The sequence below is a fragment of the Bradyrhizobium cedriense genome, from assembly GCF_054602315.1.
This window is the reverse complement of the sequence record NZ_JBTSWB010000004.1, coordinates 712,448-736,218: the sequence shown is the minus strand read 5'-3', so window position 1 is coordinate 736,218 and position 23,771 is coordinate 712,448. Positions and strand designations below refer to the sequence as shown.

20 protein-coding genes and 1 tRNA gene are annotated in these 23,771 nt (G+C 64.5%); 11 read left to right on the top strand and 10 right to left on the bottom strand.

From position 1 onward, the window contains the following. Positions 1–346: 346 nt before the first annotated feature. The 3 genes from ACYCVF_RS20080 (at position 347) to ACYCVF_RS20070 (ending at position 7,152) form a co-directional block, all read left to right on the top strand. On the top strand, positions 347–5,872 hold the full coding sequence (locus ACYCVF_RS20080) for a DUF4082 domain-containing protein (protein ID WP_459599222.1): 5,526 nt from the start codon (positions 347–349) through the stop codon (positions 5,870–5,872). A 113-nt stretch (positions 5,873–5,985) separates the two neighbouring features. Further along, positions 5,986–6,444 (top strand): Rrf2 family transcriptional regulator, encoded by a 459-nt coding sequence (locus ACYCVF_RS20075; RefSeq protein WP_459599220.1) that lies wholly within the window; start codon positions 5,986–5,988, stop codon positions 6,442–6,444. A 24-nt stretch (positions 6,445–6,468) separates the two neighbouring features. Continuing rightward, on the top strand, positions 6,469–7,152 hold the full coding sequence (locus tag ACYCVF_RS20070) for a class I SAM-dependent methyltransferase (RefSeq protein ID WP_459599218.1): 684 nt from the start codon (positions 6,469–6,471) through the stop codon (positions 7,150–7,152). A gap of 12 nt (positions 7,153–7,164) precedes the next feature. On the opposite strand, the gene styB is transcribed toward ACYCVF_RS20070, so the two are convergent. Continuing rightward, a complete protein-coding gene (gene styB, locus ACYCVF_RS20065) occupies positions 7,165–7,650 on the bottom strand; it encodes a styrene monooxygenase NADH-dependent flavin reductase subunit StyB (RefSeq protein WP_459599216.1) in 486 nt (161 codons plus the stop codon). Between the two features lie 24 nt (positions 7,651–7,674). Continuing rightward, positions 7,675–8,925 (bottom strand): styrene monooxygenase subunit StyA, encoded by a 1,251-nt coding sequence (gene styA / locus ACYCVF_RS20060; RefSeq protein ID WP_459599214.1) that lies wholly within the window; start codon positions 8,923–8,925, stop codon positions 7,675–7,677. Positions 8,926–9,028: 103 nt separating this feature from the next. Between styA and ACYCVF_RS20055 the strand changes: the two genes are divergently transcribed. From ACYCVF_RS20055 to ACYCVF_RS20045, 3 genes are all read left to right on the top strand, one after another. Next, a complete protein-coding gene (locus ACYCVF_RS20055) occupies positions 9,029–9,925 on the top strand; it encodes a LysR family transcriptional regulator (RefSeq protein ID WP_459599212.1) in 897 nt (298 codons plus the stop codon). A gap of 63 nt (positions 9,926–9,988) precedes the next feature. After that, positions 9,989–11,011, top strand: coding sequence for an LLM class flavin-dependent oxidoreductase (locus tag ACYCVF_RS20050; protein ID WP_459599694.1), 1,023 nt, complete (start codon positions 9,989–9,991; stop codon positions 11,009–11,011). 159 nt (positions 11,012–11,170) lie between these two features. Next, complete coding sequence (locus ACYCVF_RS20045; RefSeq protein WP_459599210.1) at positions 11,171–11,443, top strand: hypothetical protein; 273 nt, start codon at positions 11,171–11,173, stop codon at positions 11,441–11,443. A 62-nt stretch (positions 11,444–11,505) separates the two neighbouring features. Here ACYCVF_RS20045 and ACYCVF_RS20040 read toward each other — a convergent pair whose 3' ends face one another. Further along, positions 11,506–13,653: a GumC family protein gene (locus tag ACYCVF_RS20040; RefSeq protein WP_459599208.1), complete on the bottom strand. Its 2,148-nt coding sequence runs from the start codon at positions 13,651–13,653 to the stop codon at positions 11,506–11,508. Positions 13,654–13,752: 99 nt separating this feature from the next. Beyond that, the gene (locus ACYCVF_RS20035; RefSeq protein ID WP_459599206.1) at positions 13,753–14,382 is read right to left on the bottom strand and encodes a LysR family transcriptional regulator; all 630 of its coding nucleotides are present in this window, start codon (positions 14,380–14,382) and stop codon (positions 13,753–13,755) included. 143 nt (positions 14,383–14,525) lie between these two features. Here ACYCVF_RS20035 and ACYCVF_RS20030 point away from each other — a divergent pair, with 143 nt between their 5' ends. Further along, positions 14,526–15,767, top strand: coding sequence for an MFS transporter (locus tag ACYCVF_RS20030; RefSeq protein WP_459599204.1), 1,242 nt, complete (start codon positions 14,526–14,528; stop codon positions 15,765–15,767). Here ACYCVF_RS20030 and ACYCVF_RS20025 read toward each other — a convergent pair. Then, positions 15,760–16,803 carry a zinc-binding dehydrogenase gene (locus ACYCVF_RS20025; protein WP_459599202.1) on the bottom strand — a complete coding sequence of 348 codons (1,044 nt, stop codon included), beginning with the start codon at positions 16,801–16,803 and terminating at the stop codon, positions 15,760–15,762. The genes ACYCVF_RS20030 and ACYCVF_RS20025 overlap by 8 nt on opposite strands. A 12-nt stretch (positions 16,804–16,815) precedes the next feature. Next, entirely contained in the window at positions 16,816–17,481 is a 666-nt protein-coding gene (locus ACYCVF_RS20020; protein WP_459606596.1) for a class I SAM-dependent methyltransferase, read from the bottom strand. A gap of 395 nt (positions 17,482–17,876) precedes the next feature. On the opposite strand from ACYCVF_RS20020, the gene ACYCVF_RS20015 reads away from it, so the two are divergent. Together ACYCVF_RS20015 and ACYCVF_RS20010 are read left to right on the top strand one after the other, a co-directional pair. After that, positions 17,877–18,254: a BA14K family protein gene (locus tag ACYCVF_RS20015; protein ID WP_459599198.1), complete on the top strand. Its 378-nt coding sequence runs from the start codon at positions 17,877–17,879 to the stop codon at positions 18,252–18,254. Positions 18,255–18,465: 211 nt separating this feature from the next. Then, on the top strand, positions 18,466–19,257 hold the full coding sequence (locus tag ACYCVF_RS20010; RefSeq protein ID WP_459599196.1) for a phytanoyl-CoA dioxygenase family protein: 792 nt from the start codon (positions 18,466–18,468) through the stop codon (positions 19,255–19,257). A 230-nt stretch (positions 19,258–19,487) separates the two neighbouring features. Here the strand turns inward: ACYCVF_RS20010 and ACYCVF_RS20005 are convergent, their stop codons facing one another. The 4 genes from ACYCVF_RS20005 to ACYCVF_RS19990 form a co-directional block, all read right to left on the bottom strand. Further along, positions 19,488–20,390 carry a hypothetical protein gene (locus ACYCVF_RS20005; protein WP_459599194.1) on the bottom strand — a complete coding sequence of 301 codons (903 nt, stop codon included), beginning with the start codon at positions 20,388–20,390 and terminating at the stop codon, positions 19,488–19,490. 186 nt (positions 20,391–20,576) lie between these two features. Further along, positions 20,577–20,933 (bottom strand): 6-carboxytetrahydropterin synthase QueD, encoded by a 357-nt coding sequence (queD, locus tag ACYCVF_RS20000; protein ID WP_459599192.1) that lies wholly within the window; start codon positions 20,931–20,933, stop codon positions 20,577–20,579. An 83-nt stretch (positions 20,934–21,016) separates the two neighbouring features. Then, a tRNA-Arg gene (locus ACYCVF_RS19995) sits at positions 21,017–21,093 on the bottom strand. 262 nt (positions 21,094–21,355) lie between these two features. Continuing rightward, positions 21,356–22,855: an ATP-binding protein gene (locus ACYCVF_RS19990; protein ID WP_459599190.1), complete on the bottom strand. Its 1,500-nt coding sequence runs from the start codon at positions 22,853–22,855 to the stop codon at positions 21,356–21,358. A 350-nt stretch (positions 22,856–23,205) separates the two neighbouring features. Between ACYCVF_RS19990 and rpmH the strand changes: the two genes are divergently transcribed. Together rpmH and rnpA are read left to right on the top strand one after the other, a co-directional pair. After that, on the top strand, positions 23,206–23,340 hold the full coding sequence (gene rpmH, locus ACYCVF_RS19985) for a 50S ribosomal protein L34 (protein WP_008542748.1): 135 nt from the start codon (positions 23,206–23,208) through the stop codon (positions 23,338–23,340). Between the two features lie 28 nt (positions 23,341–23,368). Further along, entirely contained in the window at positions 23,369–23,755 is a 387-nt protein-coding gene (gene rnpA / locus ACYCVF_RS19980; RefSeq protein WP_459599188.1) for a ribonuclease P protein component, read from the top strand. The last annotated feature ends 16 nt before the right edge of the window (positions 23,756–23,771 follow it).

Here is a 23,771-nt window from a genome sequence, read left to right as displayed (position 1 = left end):
GGCCGATGACGAGTGGCTGTCGCCGCACGCGCGAAATCCGCTGGAACGTACGGGCCTGAGCGCCTCAGCTCCCGCTGTACTGTCTTCCTCCAATACGACGTCGAGCGACGGATTCGCAGGAGTGACCGCAGGACTCCGAACGCCAACCTCTGCGGCCGCCGACCAAACGACCTCAAATCCCGTCGTCATCCTTGGTCGGATCCCCTCGGCGAGCCTGGCCCCGGATGTCGTCGGATCGTCTACAACGCCAGCGGTCGCGCAGATTTGCGGTTGCGGCTACTTCATTGCTCCAACACGATTGCTCGATCAAAGCGCAGGCCACAGCGGGCAGTTGCAGGGTAGCCGGGTGTCCGGCGGAGCAGATTTCGTGCTGACCGGCCAGGCCGGTACGATGGGAGCCTCCACCAGCGTCGACCTGTCGACGCACCACGTTGCGCCGCTTGCCAACTGGAACGTCCTGCCAGGCGGAGGAGAGATCGGTACCGGGACGTCGACCGGCCAAATCGGAATTCTGTCCGGCTCGGTGACATCCGCAACGGCTCCTCCCGTCGGCCGGCAGGCCGCCGCGCCTGACTCGAGCAGTCTTCTCGCGGCCGCAGCGACTTCCACAAATCCAGTCGTTCTCGAGAACCAGAAACCCGGAAGCCCGCAAAGCGAATGGGACATCGTTGGCGCCGGCAGTTCGAACATCGAAGGTTTTGCCACCGACATCAGCATCAATCGGGGCAACCGGGTCGACTTCAAGATCGATACGGATTCATCAGACTACCGGATCGACATCTACCGCCTCGGCTACTATGGCGGCATGGGAGCGCGAAAGGTCGCCACCATCCAGCATACGGGCGTGCAGAATCAGCCTGCGCCGCTGCGCGACGCGGCGACCGGCCTGGTCGATGCCGGCAATTGGTCCGTTTCAGCCTCCTGGGATATTCCGGCCGATGCGGTGTCCGGCGTTTATATCGCAAAGCTCGTGCGCCAGGACGGAACTACCGGTGCCAATCACATCCCCTTCATCGTGAGAGACGACAGCAGCACCAGCGATGTGGTCTTCCAGACCTCGGACACGACCTGGCAGGCCTATAACGGCTGGGGCGGCGCCAATTTCTATGGCGGCGACGGCCCCGCGACCGGCCAAGGCGCGGGACGCGCCTACGCGGTGAGCTACAACCGGCCGATCGCCACCCGCGGCAACGTCGGGACCTATGCCGGTCCGCAGGACTATTTGTTCGGCGCTGAATACTCCGCGATCTACTGGCTGGAGCAGAACGGTTACGACGTCTCCTACATGTCGGGAGTCGATGTGGACCGTTACGGCAGTCTCCTGCTCAACCACAAGCTCTACCTCGACGTTGGTCACGACGAATATTGGTCAGGACAGCAACGCGCCAACGTCCAGGCGGCCCGCGATGCCGGCGTGAACCTCGCGTTCTGGAGCGGCAACGAAATGTACTGGCGCACGCGCTGGGGCGACAGCATCAGCAGCGACGCCACCGCCTACCGCACCTTGATCTCCTACAAGGAAACATGGTCACCGACAGCGTCGATCGATCCGAGCGACGAGTGGACCGGGACGTTCCGCGATCCACGCCTCAGCCCCCCGTCGGTCGGCGGCGGAATCCCGGAAAATGCCCTGATCGGGCAGATGTTCCAGGTCGATGATGTCGGCCAAGGCAGCGGCCTCCAGTCAATTGCAATTCCCTATGACGACGCCAATCTGCGCTTCTGGCGCGACACCAGCGTTGCCAGTCTCCAGCCTGGGCAAACAGCAACGTTGACCAAGAACTATCTCGGCTATGAGTGGGATGAAGCGCCCGACAACGGCTTCGATCCAGCCGGCCTGGTCCGGCTCTCCTCGACGACGCTTCCGGTCAATACCTATCTGCTCGACTACGGCAACACGACCGGACCTGGCGTCTCGACCCATAACCTGACGCTCTATCGCGCTCCGAGCGGCGCGTTGGTCTTCGGCGCCGGAACAGTCTATTGGTCGTGGGGCCTGAGCGACAATCACGATCTGGCGCCGACGCCGACCGATCCGCGCGTGCAGCAGGCGATGATCAACCTGCTCGCCGACATGGGAATTCAACCGGGAACGCTCCAGCCGGGAATGATCGCGGCGACCGCCTCGACGGACTCGACGGCTCCGACCTCCACCATCAACGCACTGGCAGGTTTCAGCGTCGGAACTACAGTCACGATCTCCGGCACGGCGGCGGATCTCGGCGGCGGCGTGATCGCCGGCGTGGAAGTCTCGACCGATGGCGGATTGAGCTGGCAGAACGCGATCGGCGACGAGACGTGGACCTATACCTGGGCGCCGCAGGTTGCCGGGACCTACACCATCAAATCACGCGCGGTGGACGACAGCATCAATCTGGAAACGCCTTCGGCGGGTCGCGCGGTGACTGTTGCTGCGCCGTCCTACGTCACGCTCTTTCCGGGCTCGGCAACCCCCGATACGGTCAACACCACCGATGCAAGCGCCGTCGAGCTCGGGGTGAAGTTTCAAACGTCGCTTGCCGGCACCATCAGCGGGATCCGCTTCTACAAGAGCAGCCAGGATACGGGCACCCACACCGGCACGCTCTGGACCAGCACCGGCACCTTGCTGGCAACTGCCACCTTTGGAAATGAAACGGTCGGCGGTTGGCAGAGTGTGACCTTCTCCAATCCGGTCCCGATAACGGTCGGCGCCACCTATGTCGCGTCCTATCATACGAATGTGGGCTACTACTCCTCCAGCGTGAACTACTTCACGGGCAATGTGACGAGCGGCCCGCTGACCGCTCCCGCCAATGGTAACGGCGTCTACACCTACAGCAGCAGCACGGCTTTCCCCACCAGCACGTTCCAGTCGACGAATTTCTGGGTTGACGTCATGTTCAACCCCTCCACCACCAATACCGCGCCGGTGGCCGTGAACGATACCGCGACCGTGACACAAAATGCGCCCGCGACGATCACGGCGGCGTCGCTGATCGCCAACGACAGCGACCCCGATGGAGATACACTGACCATAACCGGAGTGAGCGCAGCGACGAACGGCACCGTCGTCCTCAACACTCAGCCCAATCCGCAGAACAACACCATCACATTCACGCCCACGGCCGGCTACGCCGGCCCCGCCAGCTTCAGCTACACGATCTCGGACGGGCGCGGCGGTACGGCCACGGCCAGTGCCAGCCTCACGGTGGCACCGCTCGGAACGGGTCCCTACAGCCTGTTCAGCGCGTCAAATACGCCAGCGCAGACCAACCTCAATGATGGATCCCCACTTGAAGTCGGGATGAAGTTCACGTCCTCGGTCGCCGGCCAGATCACTGCTCTCAAATTCTATCGCAGCGCCAGCGACACTGGTGCCAACGTCCTTGACCTCTGGTCGTCGACGGGCGCCCGCCTCGCTACGGCCACCTTCACCACTACGTCAGCCAGCGGCTGGCAGACCGTTAACCTGCCATCCCCGGTTTCGATCACCGCCAATACGACCTATGTCGCGTCCTATCACACCACCGGCGCTTATGTGGTGACCAACAACTACTTCACCACGGCCGTCACAAACGGCCCGTTGACCGCGCCTTCGACCACGACCGCGGGCGGCAACGGCGTCTATTCCTATGGCGGCACCAGCACGACCGGCATCTTCCCGACCAGCACCTATAACGCCTCGAACTACTGGGTCGATGTCGTGTTCACGCCGTCCGGCGGCAGCAACCAGCTGCCGGTCGCAAACAACGACAGCGGCTACACCACAACCCAGAACACCGCGCTGGCGATTGCGGCAGCCGCGTTGCTCGCCAACGATTCCGATCCCGATGGCGGCACTCTCACGGTCACGGGCGTGAGCGGCGGCGTCAACGGCACCGTCAGCTTCAATGCCCAGACCAATACGGTCACCTTCACGCCGACCACCGGCTACACCGGGGCGGCTTCCTTCAGCTATGCCATCGCCGACGGACAGGGCGGCACCGCAACTGCGACGGTCGGTCTGACGGTCAATGCCCCAGCCAACCAGCCGCCGGTCGCCAGCAACGACAGCGGCTACAACACCACGCAGAACACGGCTCTGACCATTGCCGCGTCTGCCCTGCTTGCGAACGATACCGATCCAAATGGCGATCCGCTGACGATCACGGGCGTGAGCGGCGGTGTCAACGGCACCGTCAGCTTTAATGCCCAGACCAATACGGTCACCTTCACGCCGACCACCGGCTACACCGGCGCCGCATCCTTCAGCTATGCCATCGCCGATGGCCGCGGCGGCACCGCAACTGCAACGGTCGGTCTGACGGTCAATACCGCACCCAACCAGCCGCCGGTTGCCAGCAACGACAGCGGCTACAGCACCACGCAAGGCACGGCTCTGACCATTGCCGCGTCTGCCCTGCTTGCGAACGACACCGATCCGAATGGCGATCCGCTGACGGTCACGGGCGTGAGCGGCGGCGTCAACGGCACCGTCAGCTTCAATGCCCAGACCAATCTCGTCACCTTCACACCGACAACCGGCTACACCGGCGCCGCATCCTTCAGCTATGCCATCTCCGATGGCCGCGGCGGCACCGCGACCGCAACAGCCAACTTGGCAGTGACGACGCCGATCGCAAGCCTGTTCTCAAGTTCGGACACGCCGGCCATTCTCTCGGATCCCGATACGGCCCAGGTCAATCTCGGGGTGCGCTTCACGTCATCTGCGGCCGGCACGATCAACGGCATCAAGTACTACAAGGGCACGGGCGACACCGGCACCCATACGGGGTCACTATGGAGCAGCACCGGCACGCTGCTGGCGACCGCTACATTCACGAACGAGACCAGCAGTGGGTGGCAGACCGTCATCTTCAACAATCCGGTTTCGATCACCGCCGGCACGACCTATGTGGCAAGCTACCACAGCAACGGCCACTACACGTCCACGGGCAACTACTTCACCAGCCCGCACGTCAATGGTTCGCTCACAGCGCCGGCCGGCAACAATGGCGTCTACACCTATGGCTCCGGCAATCTGTTCCCAACCAGCACCTACGGGGCCACCAACTACTGGGTGGACGTGGTGTATAGTCCCGGGGGTGGCGGCACCAACCTGGCACCGCTCGCCGCGAATGACTCCGGGTTCAGCACGACTCAGAACTCTCCGATCTCTATCCCGGCCTCGGCCCTGCTTGCCAACGACACCGATCCCGACGGTGATGTCCTGACGATCACGGGAGTGAGCAACGGTGTCGGCGGCGTCGCAAGCTTCAACGCTCAGACCAGCACCATCACGTTCACCCCCAATTCCGGATATACGGGACCCGCGTCATTCGCCTATGCAATCTCTGACGGTCGCGGGGGGACGGCGAGCGCGTCCGCCTCTCTGGATGTCAACGCGGCATCCGGGAGCATCGTAAGCCTGTTCAGCAACAACCCGACGCCGAGCGTGGTATCGGTCAATGATCCGAACCCGGTGGAGCTGGGGTTCAAATTCCAGGCGTCCAGCCCCGGCGATGTCACCGGACTGCGCTTCTACAAGGGTCCGTCGAACGTCGGCACTCATACCGCGCATCTCTGGAGCAGCACCGGCACCCTGCTGGCCAGCGCAACCTTCAGCAACGAAACGGCGAGCGGTTGGCAGCAAGTCAACTTCGCCACGCCGGTCGCGATCACGACAGGGGCGACGTATGTCGCATCCTATCACACGTCAGGAAACTACTCCGCCGATCCCAATCTGTTCAGCTCGGCGATCAGTAACGGACCGCTGACCGCGCCATCCTCGGCTTCGAGCGGAGGCAATGGAGTGTATGCATATGGGTCAGACAGCCTCTTCCCGTCCAACACCTATAACGCAACGGGTTACGGCGTGGATGTTCTGTTCCGCCCGCAACTGACTGCGTAGCGGGGCAGCGGCTGACTTTGCCACGGCCATCGTGAGACAAGCCATGTCGCGGTCGACGAATTCGCGCTTGGGGCCGGTTGACCTTCGCCCAGATATGTAACATATATAGTTACATGAGACGCGATTCCCGCTTGTCCGGCGTGCTCCACGTTCTGCTGCACATGGCGCAGCAACCTGGGCCGTTCACGTCCGAGACCCTGGCCAAGGCGATGGACACCAACCCGGTGGTGATCCGGCGCACCATGGCGGGACTGCGGGACCTCGGTTACGTCCGCTCCGAGAAGGGGCATGGCGGCGGCTGGACGCTGGCGTGCGACCTTTCGAAGGTAACGCTGCGCGACGTCTACACCGCACTTGGCAGCCCGGCGCTGCTGGCGATGGGCAACCGCACGGAGGCGCCCGGCTGCCTCGTCGAGCAGGCGGTGAACGCCGCGCTTGATCAGGCCTTTCACGACGCGGAGGCGCTGCTGCTGTGGCGGCTCGGTGAGGTGACGCTGAAAATGCTGGGCGACGATCTTCGCAAGCGGCTCGGCTCCCGCAAGCTTCAAGCCATGAGCGCGCATCACGCGTGAGGGGGCTTCAGCAAGGACGACGTCATGACCGGCATTCAAGACATGTTCTCCGATCCGCAGGCGGTGGCGAACTACACCAACGGACCGCCGCGGTTTGTTCCCGGCTACAACGCGATGCTGTCGATGGCTGCAATCCTGCTGGCCGAGCGCGCGCCTGAAGATGCGCGGATCCTCGTCCTCGGCGCCGGTGGCGGCCTGGAGTTGAAGGCGTTCGCGCTGGCGCAGCCGGATTGGCGCTTCGACGGTGTGGACCCGTCCGCCGCGATGCTGGGGCTCGCGAGGCAGACCCTTGGCGCGCTCGCGCCGCGCGCGCGTCTTCATCAGGGTTACATCGACGATGCGCCGGAGGGGCCCTTCGACGGGGCGACCTGCCTCCTGACCCTGCACTTCGTCGGTGTCGCGGAACGGCGTCGCATCGCGTCGGCGATCCACCGGCGGCTCAGGCCGCGCGCCCCTTTCGTGGTCGCCCATTTGAGCGCGCCCAATGGCGATGAGGAGCGTCCGCTGTGGCTGTCGCGGTACTCCGCGTTCCTGGCCTTCTCCGGGGTCGAACCCGAGAAGGCGGCGGCCGCGCGGGACGCCGTGACCAACCATCTGGACATCCTCACGCCCGCGCAGGACGAGGCGGTTCTGCGCGAGGCCGGCTTCACCGACCCCACCCTGTTCTACACCGGCTTCGCCTTCCGCGGCTGGGTGGCTTACGCCTGAGCTGCACGGGCGTCACCGGTCGAGGGGCGCGCCGGGGCCTAGATGATACCTGCTGGAGAAGAACACCAGCGGCGTGGAGTCGCGATGGTCGCAACCCGAGACTTCAGCGATGATCAGCGTGTGGTCGCTGACCTCGACCTGCCGTGTGACCTCGCAGGCGAACCAGGCGATGCATCCCTGCAGGCGCGGAAGGCCGTCGACGACGTCGTAGTCCGGCTTTGCGCCGGCGTTCGGCTGGCTGGCGAAATGCCGTGACAGATCCCGGCCGTGGTCGGGCAGGACGTTGACGCAGTAACGTCCCGTCGCCGAGATCGCGCGGTGCATGCGGCCGGGCATGACGGAGACCAGCACGGTCGGCGGCGACAGGCTGACGGTCACGAAGCTGTTCGCGGTCATGCCGCAGACGCGGCCGTGCTCGTCCAATGCGGTCAGCACCGCGACGCCGGTTGCAAAGCGCGACGCGGCTTCGCGGAACGATGCCGGGTTGGCGCGCGACATCTCAGTCTCCGCTCGCATCGATCCTCACGCAATCGCCCTGACGGGCTCAGGCGGCGCCGACATGCGTTCGATCCAGGCCTGGATGCGCTGCGGCGTGGAGATGCGATCCCACTGCCGGTCCGGATAGTTGAAATTCTCGGTGAATTCGTTCGCCAGCGCCGGATTCTGGCTCATCGCGCCGATCAGCATGCCCAGGGCTTCCGTGGGCGGCTGCAGCATCACATTGGTCCAGCGCGAGGCCGCCAGCACGCGGTCCTGCCGCTTGAGATCGATCTTCTCGCAGAGGCGCGCATCGAGCGCATCGGCGTTGACGATCTCTTCGCCGAGCACGAAGGCCGCATAGGAGGCGACATTGGCGCCCTGGCCCATCATGGGATCGACGATGGCATGGACGTCGCCGAGCGCGATGGCGCATTTGCCGTCGTCGAATTCGACCACCGTGTTGCGCACCGTCGGGACTACGCCGCCTTGCAGCAGATCCTGCGGCTGCGCAAGATCGAAGCGCGCAGTATTGATGCGGTCGTAGGTGGTCGGGTGATGCTTCTCCAGCTTGCCCAGCAGCACCTTCAAGAAGTGCTTGGGGTTATCGTCGTAGCTGAGCGTGGCCAGCTCCTCCATGTCGCCGCCGGGCACGTTCTCCATCAGCAGCGCGTTGGCGATTCCGCCGAAGGTGATAGTCGGGATCACGATCATCTCGCCATGGCCGGGCGACACCGAGAGCGTGACGTTCATGGGATCCGGCTGCCGGACGCCGGTGTAGAGGCCGACGCACAGCCGCCGCTGCGGCTGCGAATAGGGAGTATGCTCCGGCCGATAGGTGAAGAGCTGACCGAGCGGCCCCTTGCCGGTCGAGACGACCAGCAGGTCGAAGCGTGCGACCAGCGGACGGATGTCGCGCTCCTCGATGCGGCGATATTCGATCGTGCCGCCGCGCTTGGCGAAGTCCTGCATCAGGGCAGGAAGATAGATCCGGTAATCGACGGCGCGGCTCGCTTTCGAGAAGTCGCCGCGAAAGCGCAGCGGCTGCGGAAAATTGAAGACGTGATCGTGGTAGTAATAATGGTCCTTCGGATCGGTCCAGTGATTGACGCCGAGATAATCCTCGCGCGCGATCGTCACGTGGTGATGCGCGACGGTGTTGAGCAGCCGGCTATCGCGATAGTCTTCCGGCGTCCGGTCGGTGATGACAGTGGCGTCCACGCCATGCTTTTGCAGATAGAGCGCGAGATGCAGGCCGGCGATTCCGGCGCCGACAATTCCGATATGGCGTGCCACGTGACTCCCTCCCCGGTTGCTTGTTTTGACGAAGCCTAGCGACCCGACATGTTGCGCGCCACGGAATATATGGGATATGATTTATTCCAGATCGGAATGAATTATGGACCGGATCGACTGCCTCCGCGCTTTCGTTCGCACCCTGGAAGGCGGCAGCTTCTCGGCGGCGGCCAAGGAGCTCGGCATTGGCCAGCCCGCCATCAGCAAGCGCATCGCGATGCTGGAGAGCGAGTTCGGTACGCAGCTGTTCTCGCGCACGACGCGCACGCTGAAACCCACGGCAGAAGCGCACCGCATCTACGATCTCGCGCGCCAGATCCTCGACAGTTTCGACATGGCACGGTCGAGCGTCGAGCAGGCGGCGCCCCGCCCGACAGGCACGCTGCGGATCGGCGTGCCCTCGTCGTTCGGGCGGCGCTACATGATGCCGGTCATCGCCGAATATGTGCGGCACTATCCGGAGGTGCGGGTCGATATCCGCTTCAGCGAGCGGTTCGTCAATCTCGTCGAGGAAGGCATTGAGCTCGCGCTGCGCATCGGAAACCTGGAGGCGAGCACGCTGGTGGCCCGCCGGCTCGGCACCGTGCATCGCTACCTGGTTGCAACACCGACCTATCTGCACGGCCGCCCGATGCCGCGAACGCCCGATGACCTCGGCTCGCACCAGTGCATCGTCTATTCCAGGATGTCGCCGGCGCATCAATGGGCCTTCGAATCCGAGCATGGCCGTCACGTCGCGTCCATCAACGGACCCATTCACGTCGACGATGCCGACGCGATGCAGGAAGCGACGATGCATCATCTCGGCATTGCCGTCCTGCCCGACTGGAATGCCGCGAACGGTCTTCGCAGCGGCGAGCTCGAACATGTGCTGCCGGACTACACGATCGCCGCGCTGCCACTGCATGCGATCTATCCGGAGACGCAGTGGATGTCGCCACGCGCGCGAACCTTCCTGGATCTCCTCGTGGAGCGCTCCGAACATTTCGCTGTGTCTTAGACGCAGAGCACCGGCATCGGTGCGGATGGTTGACGCCGTCCCACGCATCATTAAATGACGCACATGAAAAAGATCGGATTCCTCTCCTTCGGGCACTGGACGCCCTCGCCGCAATCGCAGACGCGCTCTGCCAGCGACACGCTGCTGCAATCGATCGAGCTTGCGGTCGCAGCCGAGCAGTTGGGCGCCGACGGCGCCTATTTCCGCGTCCACCATTTCGCGCGGCAGCTGGCCTCTCCGTTCCCGCTGCTCGCCGCCGTCGGCGCGAAGACCAGCAGGATCGAGATCGGCACCGCCGTTATCGACATGCGCTACGAGAACCCGCTTTACATGGTGGAGGACGCAGGCAGCGCCGACCTCATCGCCGGCGGGAGGCTACAGCTCGGCATCAGCCGCGGCTCGCCCGAGCAGGTGATCGACGGCTGGCGCTATTTCGGCTATCGGCCGGCCGAAGGCCAGAACGATGCCGACATGGGCCGGCGCCATGCCGAGGTCTTCCTCGACCTGCTCCGCGGCGACGGTTTTGCCGAGCCCAATCCGCAGCCGATGTTTCCGAACCCGCCGGGGCTGCTTCGTCTCGAGCCGCATGCGCCGGGCCTGCGCGAGCGGATCTGGTGGGGCGCCGGCTCGAATGCCACCGCGGTGTGGGCGGCGAAGCTCGGCATGAACCTGCAGAGCTCGACGCTGAAGAACGACGAGACCGGCGAAGCCTTTCATGTGCAGCAGGCCGCCCAGATCCGCGCCTATCGCGCGGCATGGAAAGAGGCGGGGCACAACCGCGAGTCGCGCGTGTCCGTCAGCCGCAGCATCTTCGCGCTGATGAACGACCGCGACCGCGCCTATTTCGGCGGGGAGGGCGGATGCGAGGACCAGATCGGCTTCATCGATCCGCGCACGCGGGCGATCTTCGGGCGCTCCTACGCGGCGGAGCCCGACGTTCTGATCGAGCAGTTGCGGCAGGACGAGGCGATCGCCGAGGCCGACACGCTGCTGCTGACGATCCCGAACCAGCTCGGTGTGAGCTACTGCGCGCACGCGATCGAGGCGATCCTGACGCAGGTCGCGCCGGCACTGGGGTGGCGGTAGTGCAAACCAACGATCTCCATCGATGAACAACGTCCAGCTTCCTCATGGGAGTAGACGGGCAACCCCGAGGAGGCGGACGCAGTAACGCACGTCATTGACAGCACGACACAACCTGGGAGAGCATCTGGCGTTTCATTCAGACCTTTGGAGAACGCCAATATGACCGCCATCCACATGGATTCCTCAGTCAGCCAGACCATCACCCGCGCCGTCATGAATGGCGGGGTTCTGAGCTGCACCAAGACCAGCAACCAGGACGTCTACTCCCATTCCATATGGGCGACGGAGAGCAATATTCGCCAGTTCACGATGCATGAGGGTGACAGCATCGTCGTTCCGCCCGGCTCTACCCTCACGATCTGGATTTTCCGGAAGCAGCCCGGGAAGTCGACATGGCAGATGGATTTCGACCTCACGGAAAAGGCGGCCTGAGGCCTAAGCCGGTTCAGGACCGAGCATCGCCGCGACGTGCAGACGACGGCGCGGCGCTGTCATCATCCGACCGCAAGACCCAGTGCGCCACCCTCGGGGTGAGGCGCCGCTGAACCGGCCGGCACGTGATTGACGACGACGCCGGTCGGCACGGCGGCATATTTCGACAGCGCCGCGGTCACCCGGCGCATCGCACCCGAGCCGAGCTCGCCGGCGCGCGCCACCAGGACGATCAGGTCCGCGTGCGCGGCCAGGGCGACGGCGTCAGGCTGCAAGGCGAGATTGCCGGCATGGACGACGATCAGGTCGAACTCCGAACGTATGTCATCCTCGGGCTTCGCATCGGGTTTTCGGCCGGCACTCAGGAGCTCGTCGATCGACTGAAGTCCCGCCGTGGTCGAGCCGTCGTTCCATTCGGTCACCGGCGCCTGGTGACTTGCGAATTCCGGCTGGAGCCGGATCAGCACGCTCATCATGCCCCGATTTACGGCGGCCCGATTGAGGGAGCGCGCAACCGTGCTGCCGCCGGCGCTCTTGCCGACCGACAACACCAGCGCGACCTTGCAGCCGCGCACCGGCACACGGTCGATGCGTTCGAGCAGCGGCCGCAGATGGATGCCGAGATCGAACTCGGCCGCCGCGGCGATCGGTCTTTGCCAGACCGTGTTGGTGCCGGCTCCGGACGCCAGCTCGGGGATGCGGGCCCAGACAGGAAGGCCGGGCATCGGCTCGGCCCTGGGCATGGCCGCGGCCGGAGGCTGGGTTTCCCGGCCTGGGGCCTCCTCCGCATCCACGGATGCAGGCGCCTGAACGGAGGCGTGCTTGTCGGCGGTCATGCTCGACATCACCGAAACGGCGGCGGTGGACGTCAACAGCGAGCCGATCGCCAGCGCCGCAAGCAGCAAGGCGAGCGGCGGACGCGTCGGGCGCACCGGCGGAATGGCGGGCGAGGCGATCTTGGTCTGGGATGCCTGCAGCTGACGCTGCTCATTGGTGGTCTTGAACCTCGACAGGAACTGCTCGTAGATGTTCCTGTTGGCGTCGGCGTCGCGCTGCAGCTCCTGCAGCTTCACCAGCGCCTGGCCGTCGATCAGCATCTTCGTCTCGAACGCCTTGAGCTGCTTCTCCAGCGCATTCTGCTGCTCGAGCTGGGCGTCATATTCGGACTTGGCCGTGTCGATGTTCTTCTTGCGCTCGATCTCGATCTGCCGGTTGATATCCGCCAACTGGCTGTAGGAGATCGCGAGGTCGGGATGGCGGTCGCCGTACACCGCCTTCTTCTGCGCGATCTGGTCATTCAGGGCCGAGCGCTGCGCGCGCAGCATGCTGAGGAGGTCCTGCTTCACCGGCCCTTCGACATTGGCCTTGAGATCGCGTTGCACCTGCTCGTAGCGGGCCTTGGCCTCCCCGGTGCGCAAGCGAGCGGCGGAGACCTGCTGGGTCAGATCGGTGACCCGCAATTGCTGCGTGGTGGATTCCTTGCCGGCATTGACGATCTTGTGCTCGAGCCGAAAGGCGGCGACGGCGTCTTCCGATGCGCGCAGGCGCTCATTCAGCGTCTTCAGCCGGTCCTTGAGCCAGTCGGCCGCCTCGTCGGTCGCCTCGGTGCGAACGCGGCCTTGACTGGCGACGAACGCCTCGGCGATCGCATTGGCGTAGTGAGCGGCCCGCTCGGGGCGGTTCGAGGTGAAGGAAATCGCAATGACGTAGGTGAGCCCGCGCCGGGTGATCTCGAGGCGGTTGCGGAATCTTTCGAGCACGCGCGTCATGTCGGTATAGCCGCCCGCGACATCCTCATCGTCCGCGATCTTGAGCTGCTCGATCAGGGGGCGGAGAAAGCCGTCGGATTTGGCGATCTCGATCTGGCTCTGGAGCGCCGCGGCATCCTGGCCGATGCCCGGCAGCACCTCCTGATCCGAGGTTACGCGCAGCTCGCGGGGGTCGAGCACGACCAGGGCCGTCGCGGCGTACCGGACCGGAAGAACCATCAGAACCACGACGCCGAGGGCGAACAGCGCCAGGGCGAGCGTCAGAATGCGCCGGCCATTCTCGCGCAGAAAGGAGAGCGTACCGGAGACGGTCAACGATCCCTTGATCATTGCCGGCCCGACGACGTCAGGCTTCACTCTCACAGCCCGGGGCGCTTCCCACGAAGCCGCTTGCTCCGTCGGGGCGATGCTTCGCGGAGATGCGCGGCTACCGAACGCCATGTGGTTGGACTCGAAATCAACTGACAGTCATAGCCGAGAGGCTTGTTACACCGTAAATATCCATGGTTAACCGCCGGTTACGGCCTGCACTCGAAGCCATCACGGCACGCGGCTCGGCCATGCCGCCGGCGACGGCGCCTTGGCAGCGGCCGTAGGCTCGAGCCCGCGATGGCCAAGCAGGCAGGACCGCAGGCTCTCGATCTCAGCACAATCGGCGGTTCCGAGCGGGCCGATCAGGAAGCCGCTGTCCAGAGGCTCGCACCTGTAACCGGTGCAGCGCTGCACCCTGTCCGCGATCAAGACATCGACCTTGCCTTCGAGCAGCTCATGCAGCCCAGCCGGCTGGCTGATGCGAACGGCAAGCTGTGGCTGAGCCCGGCGGAACTGTGCGAGGCGAGCCCGCAACCCATCAATGGCAAGGCTCGCATGGAGCCCGACATGCAGCAGGCTCGTGACGCCCTCAGGCTTGAGTTCGGCGGTGGCCTCGGCGAGGCAACGAAACGCCTGACGCACCCGCGCCAGATAGGTTTCGCCTGCAGACGTCAGAATGATCTGCCGCGTCCGTCGCTCGAACAGCTGCACGCCCAACCGCTCCTCCAGCAGGCGGACTTGCTGGCTGACGGCACCGGCCGTGACGTGCAGCTCGTGGGCGGCCTGCTTGAAGCTGAGGTGGCGGGCCGCGGCCTCGAAGGCGCGCAGGGCATTAAGTGGCGGCAACAGATACGTCATGGCCGGCTCCGGACGATGCGGGAAGGATCGGGAAGATGCATGAGTTTCGTTCGCTCGACAAAAGAGAAATCCTGCTTTGTCGCCGGTAACGGAGGACGATACCCCGGGCCGTAGCTCCACCCAGCCCGAGGAAACCTGCCGCAGTGCCGCCTCACGATCCGTCGATCGAGACTCCCTATTCCTGGATTCGTCTTTCGGTCTCCATCATCCTCAGCACATTGGGCTGCGTCGGGATGTGGTCGCTGATCGTGGCCTTGCCGGCGGTGCAGGCCGACTTCGATGCGCCTCGCGCCGGGGCGACCCTGCCGTACACGCTTGCGATCATCGGCTTCATGATCGGCGGCATCGTCGTCGGAAGATTGGCGGATCGCTTCGGCATCCTTCCGCCGCTGGCTGGCGGCACGATCCTGATGAGCCTCGGCTACGTCCTCACCGCCTTCGCGCCGAACCTGTCCGTCTTCGCGACGATCTGCGGTCTCACGGTCGGCCTCGGCGGCGCAGCGAGCTTTGCGCCCCTGGTGGCCGACGCCTCGCTGTGGTTCGACAGGCATCGCGGCCTTGCCGTTTCCCTGGCGATGGCCGGCAGCTCCTTGGCCGGAGTGGTCTGGCCACCCATCGTTCAGCATGCCATCGCGGCGATCGGCTGGCGGCAGACCCATGTCGGCATCGGCCTGTTCTGCCTCGCGACGATGCTGCCGCTCTCTCTGGTCCTGCTGCGCCGGCCGGTCTTGCAGAAGGCGACGCCCAGAGCCGTGGGCAGTGGCGGCACGATAATGACCATAGGCCTGTCTCCCGGTGCCACGCAGGGCCTGCTCGCCTTCGCCGGGATGTGCTGCTGCATCGCCATGTCGATGCCGCAGGTGCACCTGGTCGCCTATTGCGGCGACCTCGGCTACGGCCCTGCGCGCGGCGCCGAGATGCTGGCGGTCATGCTCGGCTTTGGCGTGGCGAGCCGCCTGATCTTCGGCTGGGTGTTGAACCTCATTGGCGGCCTACCGACCTTGCTGCTGGGCTCGGCGATGCAGGCCGCGGCACTCGCGCTTTACCTGCCGTTCAACGGGCTGGTCTCACTCTATGTCGTTTCCGCCATTTTCGGCCTGGCGCAGGGTGGCATCGTGCCGAGTTATGCGGTGATCGTCCGTGAGCTGTTCCCGGCGCACGAGGCCGGCTTTCGCGTCAGCCTCGCCATCTCGATCACGCTCGCCGGCATGGCGCTGGGAGGCTGGATGGCCGGCGCGATCTACGACTGGACCGGCTCCTATGCTTCCGCGCTGGTCAATGGCATCGCCTGGAATATCGTGAACATGGCGATCACGGCCTGGCTGCTGAAGCGCCAGCGTCGGCATGCTGCCGGCGCGTGCGCATCGAACGCAGCGCTCAGCTGATGTTCAGAAGGATCCGTCCCGACGTGCCGCTGCGCATCAAGTCCAGCGCGTCGTTGATGTCATCGAGCGCGAACTCGTGGGTGACGATGCCGCGGTAGCTCACCTTGCCGGCATCGCTCAGGCGGACCAGACGCGGGATATCGCGCGCGGGCTGGCATTGCCCACCTTCCGAGCCCTTGAGCACCTTCTCGAAGTGTAACGGCAGCGTGTAGATTTCGGCCTTCTCGCGGGGAACGCCGACGAGGATGCAGCGGCCCTTCTTCGCCGTGATCTCGTAGGCGAGCTCGATCAGGTTCTTGACGCCGGTGGTCTCGACGACCTTGTCGGGGCCGTCGACCCCCGTGATGGCCCGAACTTCGGCGGCCACATCCTTCGCCGTTTCGGAGTTGATGGCATGGGTCGCGCCGAAATCCTTCGCCATCGCCAGCTTGTTGTCGAGGCGATCGATCGCAATGACCGGCCAGGCGCCGACCATCGCGGCGAATTGCACGATGTTCAGTCCGACGCCGCCGACGCCGAACACGACGACCGCTTCGCCGATGGCGATTTGCGCATCGTTGTTGACGACGCCGAGCGCGGTCGTCACCGCGCAGCCGAGCAGCGGCGCGCTGGTTCGATCGATCGAGGCGGGAACGGGCGTGACGCGATTCTCCGATACCACGGCATATTCGTTGAAGGTGGTGACCCAGCCCGCGTTGAGGCGCTTGCCGCGCCAGGAATAAGCCGGCGTATTGGACTGGATGCCCTTGCCCGGACGCCAGTGCATGACGACGGTGTCGCCCTGCTTGCAGGAGACGACGCCGGGTCCGGTTTCGACGACGGTCGCCAGCGCCTCGTGCCCCAAAAGGTGCGGCAGGAACTTGTCGACGCCCTTGACGGCGTCGATCTCGTTGATCTGCGCGCCGCAGATGCTCGACGTGTGCACATGCGCAAGCACCTGGCCGTGCTCGAGCGTATCAGGCAGGGTGAACTCGTCGACGATCAGCGGCTTGCCGGATTCGACGAGGATGGCCGCCTTGGCGGTCTTGATGTCCATCGGCAGCCCCGATTACTCGAAATAGATGAATTCGTAATCGCCGGTGTAGCCGAGCTTGCCGTACAGCCAGATCCATTCCGACGTGTGCAGGATGGACTCCGCCGTCAACGCCCAGCATTCGAGGTTGTGCAGTTCGGCGACGGTCCGGTAGCCCTCGACCATGACGTACTTGTTCTTGCCGACCCGCTCGATCTCCTTGAGCGCGGCCTCGAGCTCGTAGAGCCTGAGATTGTGCAGGGTGCCGAGCGAGATGACGAGGTCGAAACTGTCGTCGCCATAGGGATAGACGTCCTGGGCGCGATAGTTGAAGAGGTACGGCTTCACCTGCTCGTGCGAGTTCGCAAGACCGTGCTTGGAAATATCGAAGCCGACGACCTTCAGACCCGGCAGAATCTTCTGCATCTCGTACAGCAGAAAGCCCTTGCCGCAGCCGACGTCGAGCACGCTGGACCCATCCTTCAGACCATAGGTCTCGATCAGCGCCTTGGCGACCGGCGCCCAGCGCCCCTCGATGAAGCGATAGCCGCCATAGCCGAAGCGGCGGTCGCCATCCCAGTAGTCGGCCTCGTATTCCCGCGCCTTCAGCGAGCAGCCGATCTTGTCGTCGTTCATGCGGCCCATGTAGTCGCGCTTGGTCGCCGTATGCAGCGGCGTCACGATATTCAGTAGTCGTCCCATCGAGCCCTCGGATTTCGTCACGCGCTGAGATCGTCTTGACTGGCTTGGGGAGCCTTGCGCGGTGACCTGCGACTCGCCCTAGCATTTGTGCCGAATGGCTTCATTGTTTCAGATCAATGATGCCGAGATCGTACGGCGGCGCCAACAAAACCATGCACCGGGCACGAACATGCCGAGATACGCCAGCACATCGGCACCACGTTCCGCGCAGGGGACGCATCCAGATTGACCGCATTCCGATCGACGAGCAGGGCCCGTGGTCCGTGTTCAGCTTTCAATTGTTCCGCCTTGCGAACATTTCATTTTCTGCGACCGTCTGACGCTCGCGCCACCCCGACGGAACGGAGCGTGCAACCGGCCGTTGCTCCAGCATCCTGAACAACATGGAGCTCGACATGACAATGCGTAGAACTTTCGTCGTCCTCGCGGCCGCTGGAGCGATGCTCTCGACGGCTGCCTCGCCAGTGCTCGCGGCGCCTCTGCCGATCGGCAACCCCGGTCCCGACTCAGGCGTGCAGCAGGTGCAGTACCGGCATGGGTACGGGCATGGGCATGGGTACCGGCATGGGTACGGCCACAGGCATCACCGGCATTACGGTGGCGGCGCAGCCGTACTCGGCGGCCTCGCGGCGGGCGCGATCATCGGCGGCGCGATCGCCAACAGCCAGGCTCAATCCAACGCCGCCTCCTACTGTGCGCAGCGATATCGATCCTACGATCCCGGCTCGGGAACCTATTTGGGCCACGACGGTCTACGTCACCCGTGCCCGTGACGCACGCATGAGCATTGCGGCAGCCCCCTCGCGTCGCGTCGAAAGGCGAGCGCATCTTGATTGCACCGTCCGCCGCGGTGTACATTCCCGGCATGATGTTCATGTCCACATTCTTCCCGCTGATCTGAACGGCTGACGTCGTTTCCGGCGCATCCGCGCCAATCAGATCAAACGGCTGCGCTTGATGCGATAGCCGAACGGAGAATGTTCAATGCTTGGGAATGAACAGGCTGGCCTGACTCCCCGTCAGGTCCAGAACTTCATCGAAGACGGTTTCATCAAGATCGAGAACGCCTTCAGCACCGACCTTGCGAATCAATGCAGGGACGAGCTGTGGGCGGATATCGGCCTTTCACCGGACGAACCCGAAGGCTGGACTCACCCCGTTGTTCGGGTGGGGTCCAAGGCTTCGCCTCCATTCATCGAAGCCGCGAACGCGCCGGCCCTGCACAAGGCCTTTGATCAACTCGTTGGCGAAGGGCGGTGGCTTGCGCCCAGGGGCCTCGGAACCTTTCCGATCCGCTTCCCGTCACCGGAGTCCGCCGGTGACGATGGCTGGCACGTGGACATGAGCTTCGGCACCGCCAATCCGGATTTCATGGAGTGGCGCGCCAATGTGAAGAGCAGCGGACGCGCATTGCTGATGCTCTTCCTGTTCTCGGATGTCGGCCCGGATGACGCGCCCACGCGAATCCGGAAGGGCTCGCATGCTGCAATCGCGCGGGAACTGCTGCCCTTTGGCGAGGCAGGCGCAACGCTCCGGCAGCTCGCTTCCGGGAACTGGGCGTCGACGGAGGATTGCGAGGTCGAACTGGCAACCGGCGCGGAAGGCACCGTCTATCTGTGCCATCCATTCCTGGTTCATGCCGCGCAACCCCACCGAGGAAAGCGACCGCGCTTCATGGCACAGCCTCCGCTGCTGCCGAAGGGCGAGTTTGATCCGAAGTTGCCACCTTCGCCGGTTCAGATCGCGATCCGGCAGGCGTGTGGGCTGGCGGTGTAGTCGGACGAAGTCCGGGACCACTGAGTGGTCCCGGATCTTGGGCGGTTTCACCTGCTGCAGATCATTTATTGCAGCGCCGGCGAGAAACTTGGCGCGCGACGCTTGAGGAGCATATCGACGGCGAGGCCGTCGAATTGCTCCGATCGGCATCACCATCAGATCTCCGGAAGAGCTGGAGAGCACCTGGTTCAGCTCATCAACCGACTATTGCCCATCGCCCTGATGCGCCGTTACAGCTTTCCATAGACCCGTCCGGCGACGGCCTTCAGGCGCTCGACCGAGCCGGATTCCTTATGCGGCTTGACCGGCGCGAACAGGATCGAAGCCTGCCTGCCGTTCTTCCAGACATAGATGGTGACGGCGTTGCCGTTGCCCTTGCTGCAAGAATGCTCGCCGAAAGCTTCATGGCCGAGTTCGGGTATCGCCACGTGCTTGCACGGACCCGTGCGCTTCATCATGCCGACGGCGGTGTCGCGCGAGGTCGCGATCACCGCAACGGTCATGGTGTTGGCCTCGCGGTCGAACATCAGGCAGCTGCCCGCGCCGGTCCGCTGGACCGTCAGCGTGCTCGTGTCGAGAAAGCCGTCGGCATCCGCGGCCGTGAGCCACTCGCAATTGCCGAACCGCTCGCTGCTCCTGCTCACGTTGGCGATGGAAACGCGCGCGGCTTCGGTCACCGATCCAAGCAGCGCATCGTCAGCACGCCTGCCAGTCGGATAGACGGTGATCTGGAGAATGTAATCGCCGGACAGGATCACGATCGAGGCCTCCGGGCGCTCCGCGCCGACGGCGCTCGTTCCGCCCTGGCCTTCGTCGCCGATCCCCGCCACTGCGCTCAGCGGCATTCGCTCGCCAAGCGTCTTGACGAAGGTCGCATACAATTCCCTGGCGCGGTCCTTGTCGGGATTGCGGAACACGGAGAGCATCATCGTGTCGCCGCGCCCGCCTTGATAGATGCAGCCGCGGCCGTCCTGATTTGAAATCAGTGACCATTTGAGCGCCGGCATTGCCCGGGCGAGCTCCTGGGCGCTGATGAACGGGCAGGTCTCGGCCGCGCGCGCGGGAAGCACCGGGACGGCTGCGATTGCCAGGAACAGAGCGAGACAGGAGAACAGACGATCGATCGTACGCATGGAGCGAACTTACTATCGAAATGGCGCGCCGGGAACGGTTCGAAGGTCCGCGCTCGGATTCGCAGTCTGCTGCTCTATCCAGCCGAGCTACGAGCGCGCTCTTTCCGACGGGAGCGGGCATGGCCCGTGGCCAACGAAGATGGGCCTCTTGCGCCGGCCAAGGCTCTCAGATGCGCGGGTCTGTCGTCACCGTCCCTGATATTCGGCCCAGCAGTCCGCCGTCTCATAGACCCGGACCGCCGACAGCGCGCGAAGGCTCGGCTTCAATCGATCCCAGACCCAGACCGCGATATTCTCGGCGGTCGGATTCTCGAGTCCTTCGACCTCGTTCAGGCAGTGGTGGTCCAGCGCGGACATGATGTCGGCGAAGCTTTTCTCGATATCGAAGAAGTCCGCGACGAAGCCGGTGTGCGGGTCCACCGGACCGTCCAGCTGGACCTCGACCCGATAGGAATGACCATGCATCCGGCTGCACCGGTGCGTCTCCGGCACGTTAGGCAGCCGATGCGCCGCCTCGAACTTGAACGCCTGCGATATCCTCATCCAGTTCCTCACACGGCACGGCCATCCGGTCTCGGCCCGTCTGGCGACCAGATGCTGCCTTGTCCTGACCTTCCGTCGAAGAATGGCGCGCCCGGAACGATTCGAACGTCCGACCCTCAGATTCGTAGTCTGATGCTCTATCCAGCTGAGCTACGGGCGCGTTTTCGCAAACAGCGATGGCGGGCATGACCCACGACGCATCTCCCGGAGGGCCGGGAGGGGTGCGAAAGAGCGCTCTGACTAACCGCTCTTGTCCCGGTTGGCAAGGTCCGGGTGGGGGAGATTTTGCGGGGGGATGGCGGTTTGGCCCGGGTCATTCCGGACTCGATCAGCGAGACGTGCGGAATCTCGCCCTCAAACCTCTGGATTCCGGGTTCGGCGCTTTGCGCCGTCCCGGATGGCTCACTCGGCCGCTGGCCGACTTACGCCCGCGCCCGCTCGTTGCGGATGGAGAGCAGTTCCACGGGACGGTCGGGGATGGCGATGCGGAAGGTGGCGCCGATGGTGCCTTCGACCAGGTGGATGTCGCCGCCATGGGCACGGACCAGTTCGGCTGCGATGGCAAGGCCAAGGCCGCTGCCGCCGGGACGGCCGGAGGTCTGGAAGGCCTCGAACAGGTGCTCCCGGGTCTTCTGGGGGACGCCGGGGCCGGTATCGGAGACCTCGATGATGGCAACGGAGCCTTCGCGCTTTCCGGTGATCCGGATCTGCTGCACGCGGCCCTCCCCCGACGCATGGCTTTCGAGCGCCTGGGCGGCGTTGCGGACGAGGTTGAGCAATACACGGAACAGCTGGTCGGGATCGGCATCGACAGCGAGCCCGCGCTCGATCGCGGCGACCCAGGCGATCGAGGCCTCGTTGGCGAGGCCCGCGGTCTCGCGCACCTCCAGCACGACCGGCTCGATCAGGATCATGCGGCGGTCGGGCGCGGCCTCCTGGGCGCGGCCGTAGGACAGCGTCGACTGGCAGAAGGCGATGGCACGCTCCAGCGAGCGCACGAGCTTGGGCGCAAAGCGCTGCACCCGCGGATCCGGCACGCTGGCGAGCTGGTCCGACAGCAGCTGGGCCGAGGCGAGCAGATTGCGCAGATCGTGATTGATCTTGGAGACGGCGAGGCCGAGGGCGGCAAGCCGGCTCTTCTGGTTCAGCATCGACATCAGATCGCGCTGCATGTCCGACAATTCGCGTTCGGCCACCCCGATCTCATCGCTGCGCTGGCTCGGCACAATGATCCCGGCCGAGCTCTCGGGATTCTCGTGGAAGCCGACCAGGCTCGCGGTCAGCCGCCGCATCGGCCGCACGAACAGATAGTGAAGCGCGAGATAGACGAGGCCCGCGGTCAGCACGGCGATAATCAGCGCGACCACCACGAGGTTGCGGGAGAAGCGGTACATCTGCTTCCGCAGCGGCAATTCGTCGGTGACGATCTCGATGAACTGGGCATTGCCCACGCCGGGACCGACGATGCGGATGGCCTGGTTGCCCGTCTCCAGCATCATCCGGAACGAGCCGGTGATCGCCTCCCAGGCCGTCATGTCGCGCAGGTCGATGTCATGCTCGATGGCGGCCGGAATGTTGTCGCTGGCGAGCAGCCGGCGCTGCTGGCCCATCTTGATGGCGACGGCACGGGCGTTGATGCTCTTCAGGATCTGGCGCGACAGCGAATCCGGCACCATGCCGAGCGGCGCCGCGTCCAGCACCAGCGCCGCCGTGTTGGCCGCCGCCACGCGGTCGTTCAGCCGGTTGACCCAGAAATTGGCGATGGCGGGCACGTAGAGCAGCACGGCGGCAATCATGACCAGAGGAATGGTGAGCAGCAGCAGCTTGCCCGACAGCCCGAGCCCGCGCGTCCCGCGGGGCGGCATCGCCGGCTGTTCCGGCTGATCCAGATCCTGGATCGGCTGGCGATCTGTGGCTGCCACGAAATTCGCCCCTGTTGGCCTTGGCTGATGGAGGATGCGACCCGTCCGGAGTCCGGTCAAATTAAGGATCGCTAATCTGCCAAGGTGGGAGCTAAGCATTGATATCGCCAGTCGCCACCTCAAGGGTTTAAAGCCCCGCACAAACAGCAATATTCACCGGAAACGCGCGCTTGTGCGGCGTTGACGAAGAGAAGGCGCTCCCTTATAAGCCGCGCAAATTGTCCGCGATGACCCGGTGCGACACCGGGAGCGGCTCTCTGAGGGCCGGAAAAGGGCCCGTTTTGGGCCGCATCTTCCGGACTTTACCATCAATTCTACAGGCAAATTGCCCGGTCAGCGGAGAAAAACCCGTGAAGCGGACTTATCAACCCAGCAAACTGGTGCGCAAGCGCCGTCACGGCTTCCGCGCCCGCCTCGCCACTGCCGGCGGCCGCAAGGTTCTCGCCGCCCGCCGCGCCCGCGGCCGCAAGCGTCTGAGCGCCTGAGCCGGGACCCCCTTTTTGGGATTTCATCATGGATCGGCTGAGGCAGCGGGCGGATTTCCTCGCCGTTGCCAATGGCGCGCGGGTGAATAGTCCCGCGTTCGTCCTGCAAAGCCGCCGCCGCGATGACTTTGGTCCGATCCGGATCGGCTTCACCGTCACCAAAAAGAACGGCAACGCCCCCGAGCGCAATCGCATCCGGCGCCGGCTTCGCGAACTGATGAAGCGGCTCGATCCGGTGTCGATGCAGCCCCATCATGATTATGTCCTGGTCGGACGAAGGGACGCGCTCTCGCGCGACTTCGCCACCATGCTCGACGATCTGCGCATAGCGTTCACGAAGCCCGCGCGGCATACGGCCCAAGCGCGCGGCCAGAGGCCCGGCCCCGCTCCTGCTGCCCGCCGCAAACCGGATTGATGACGAGACATACGAG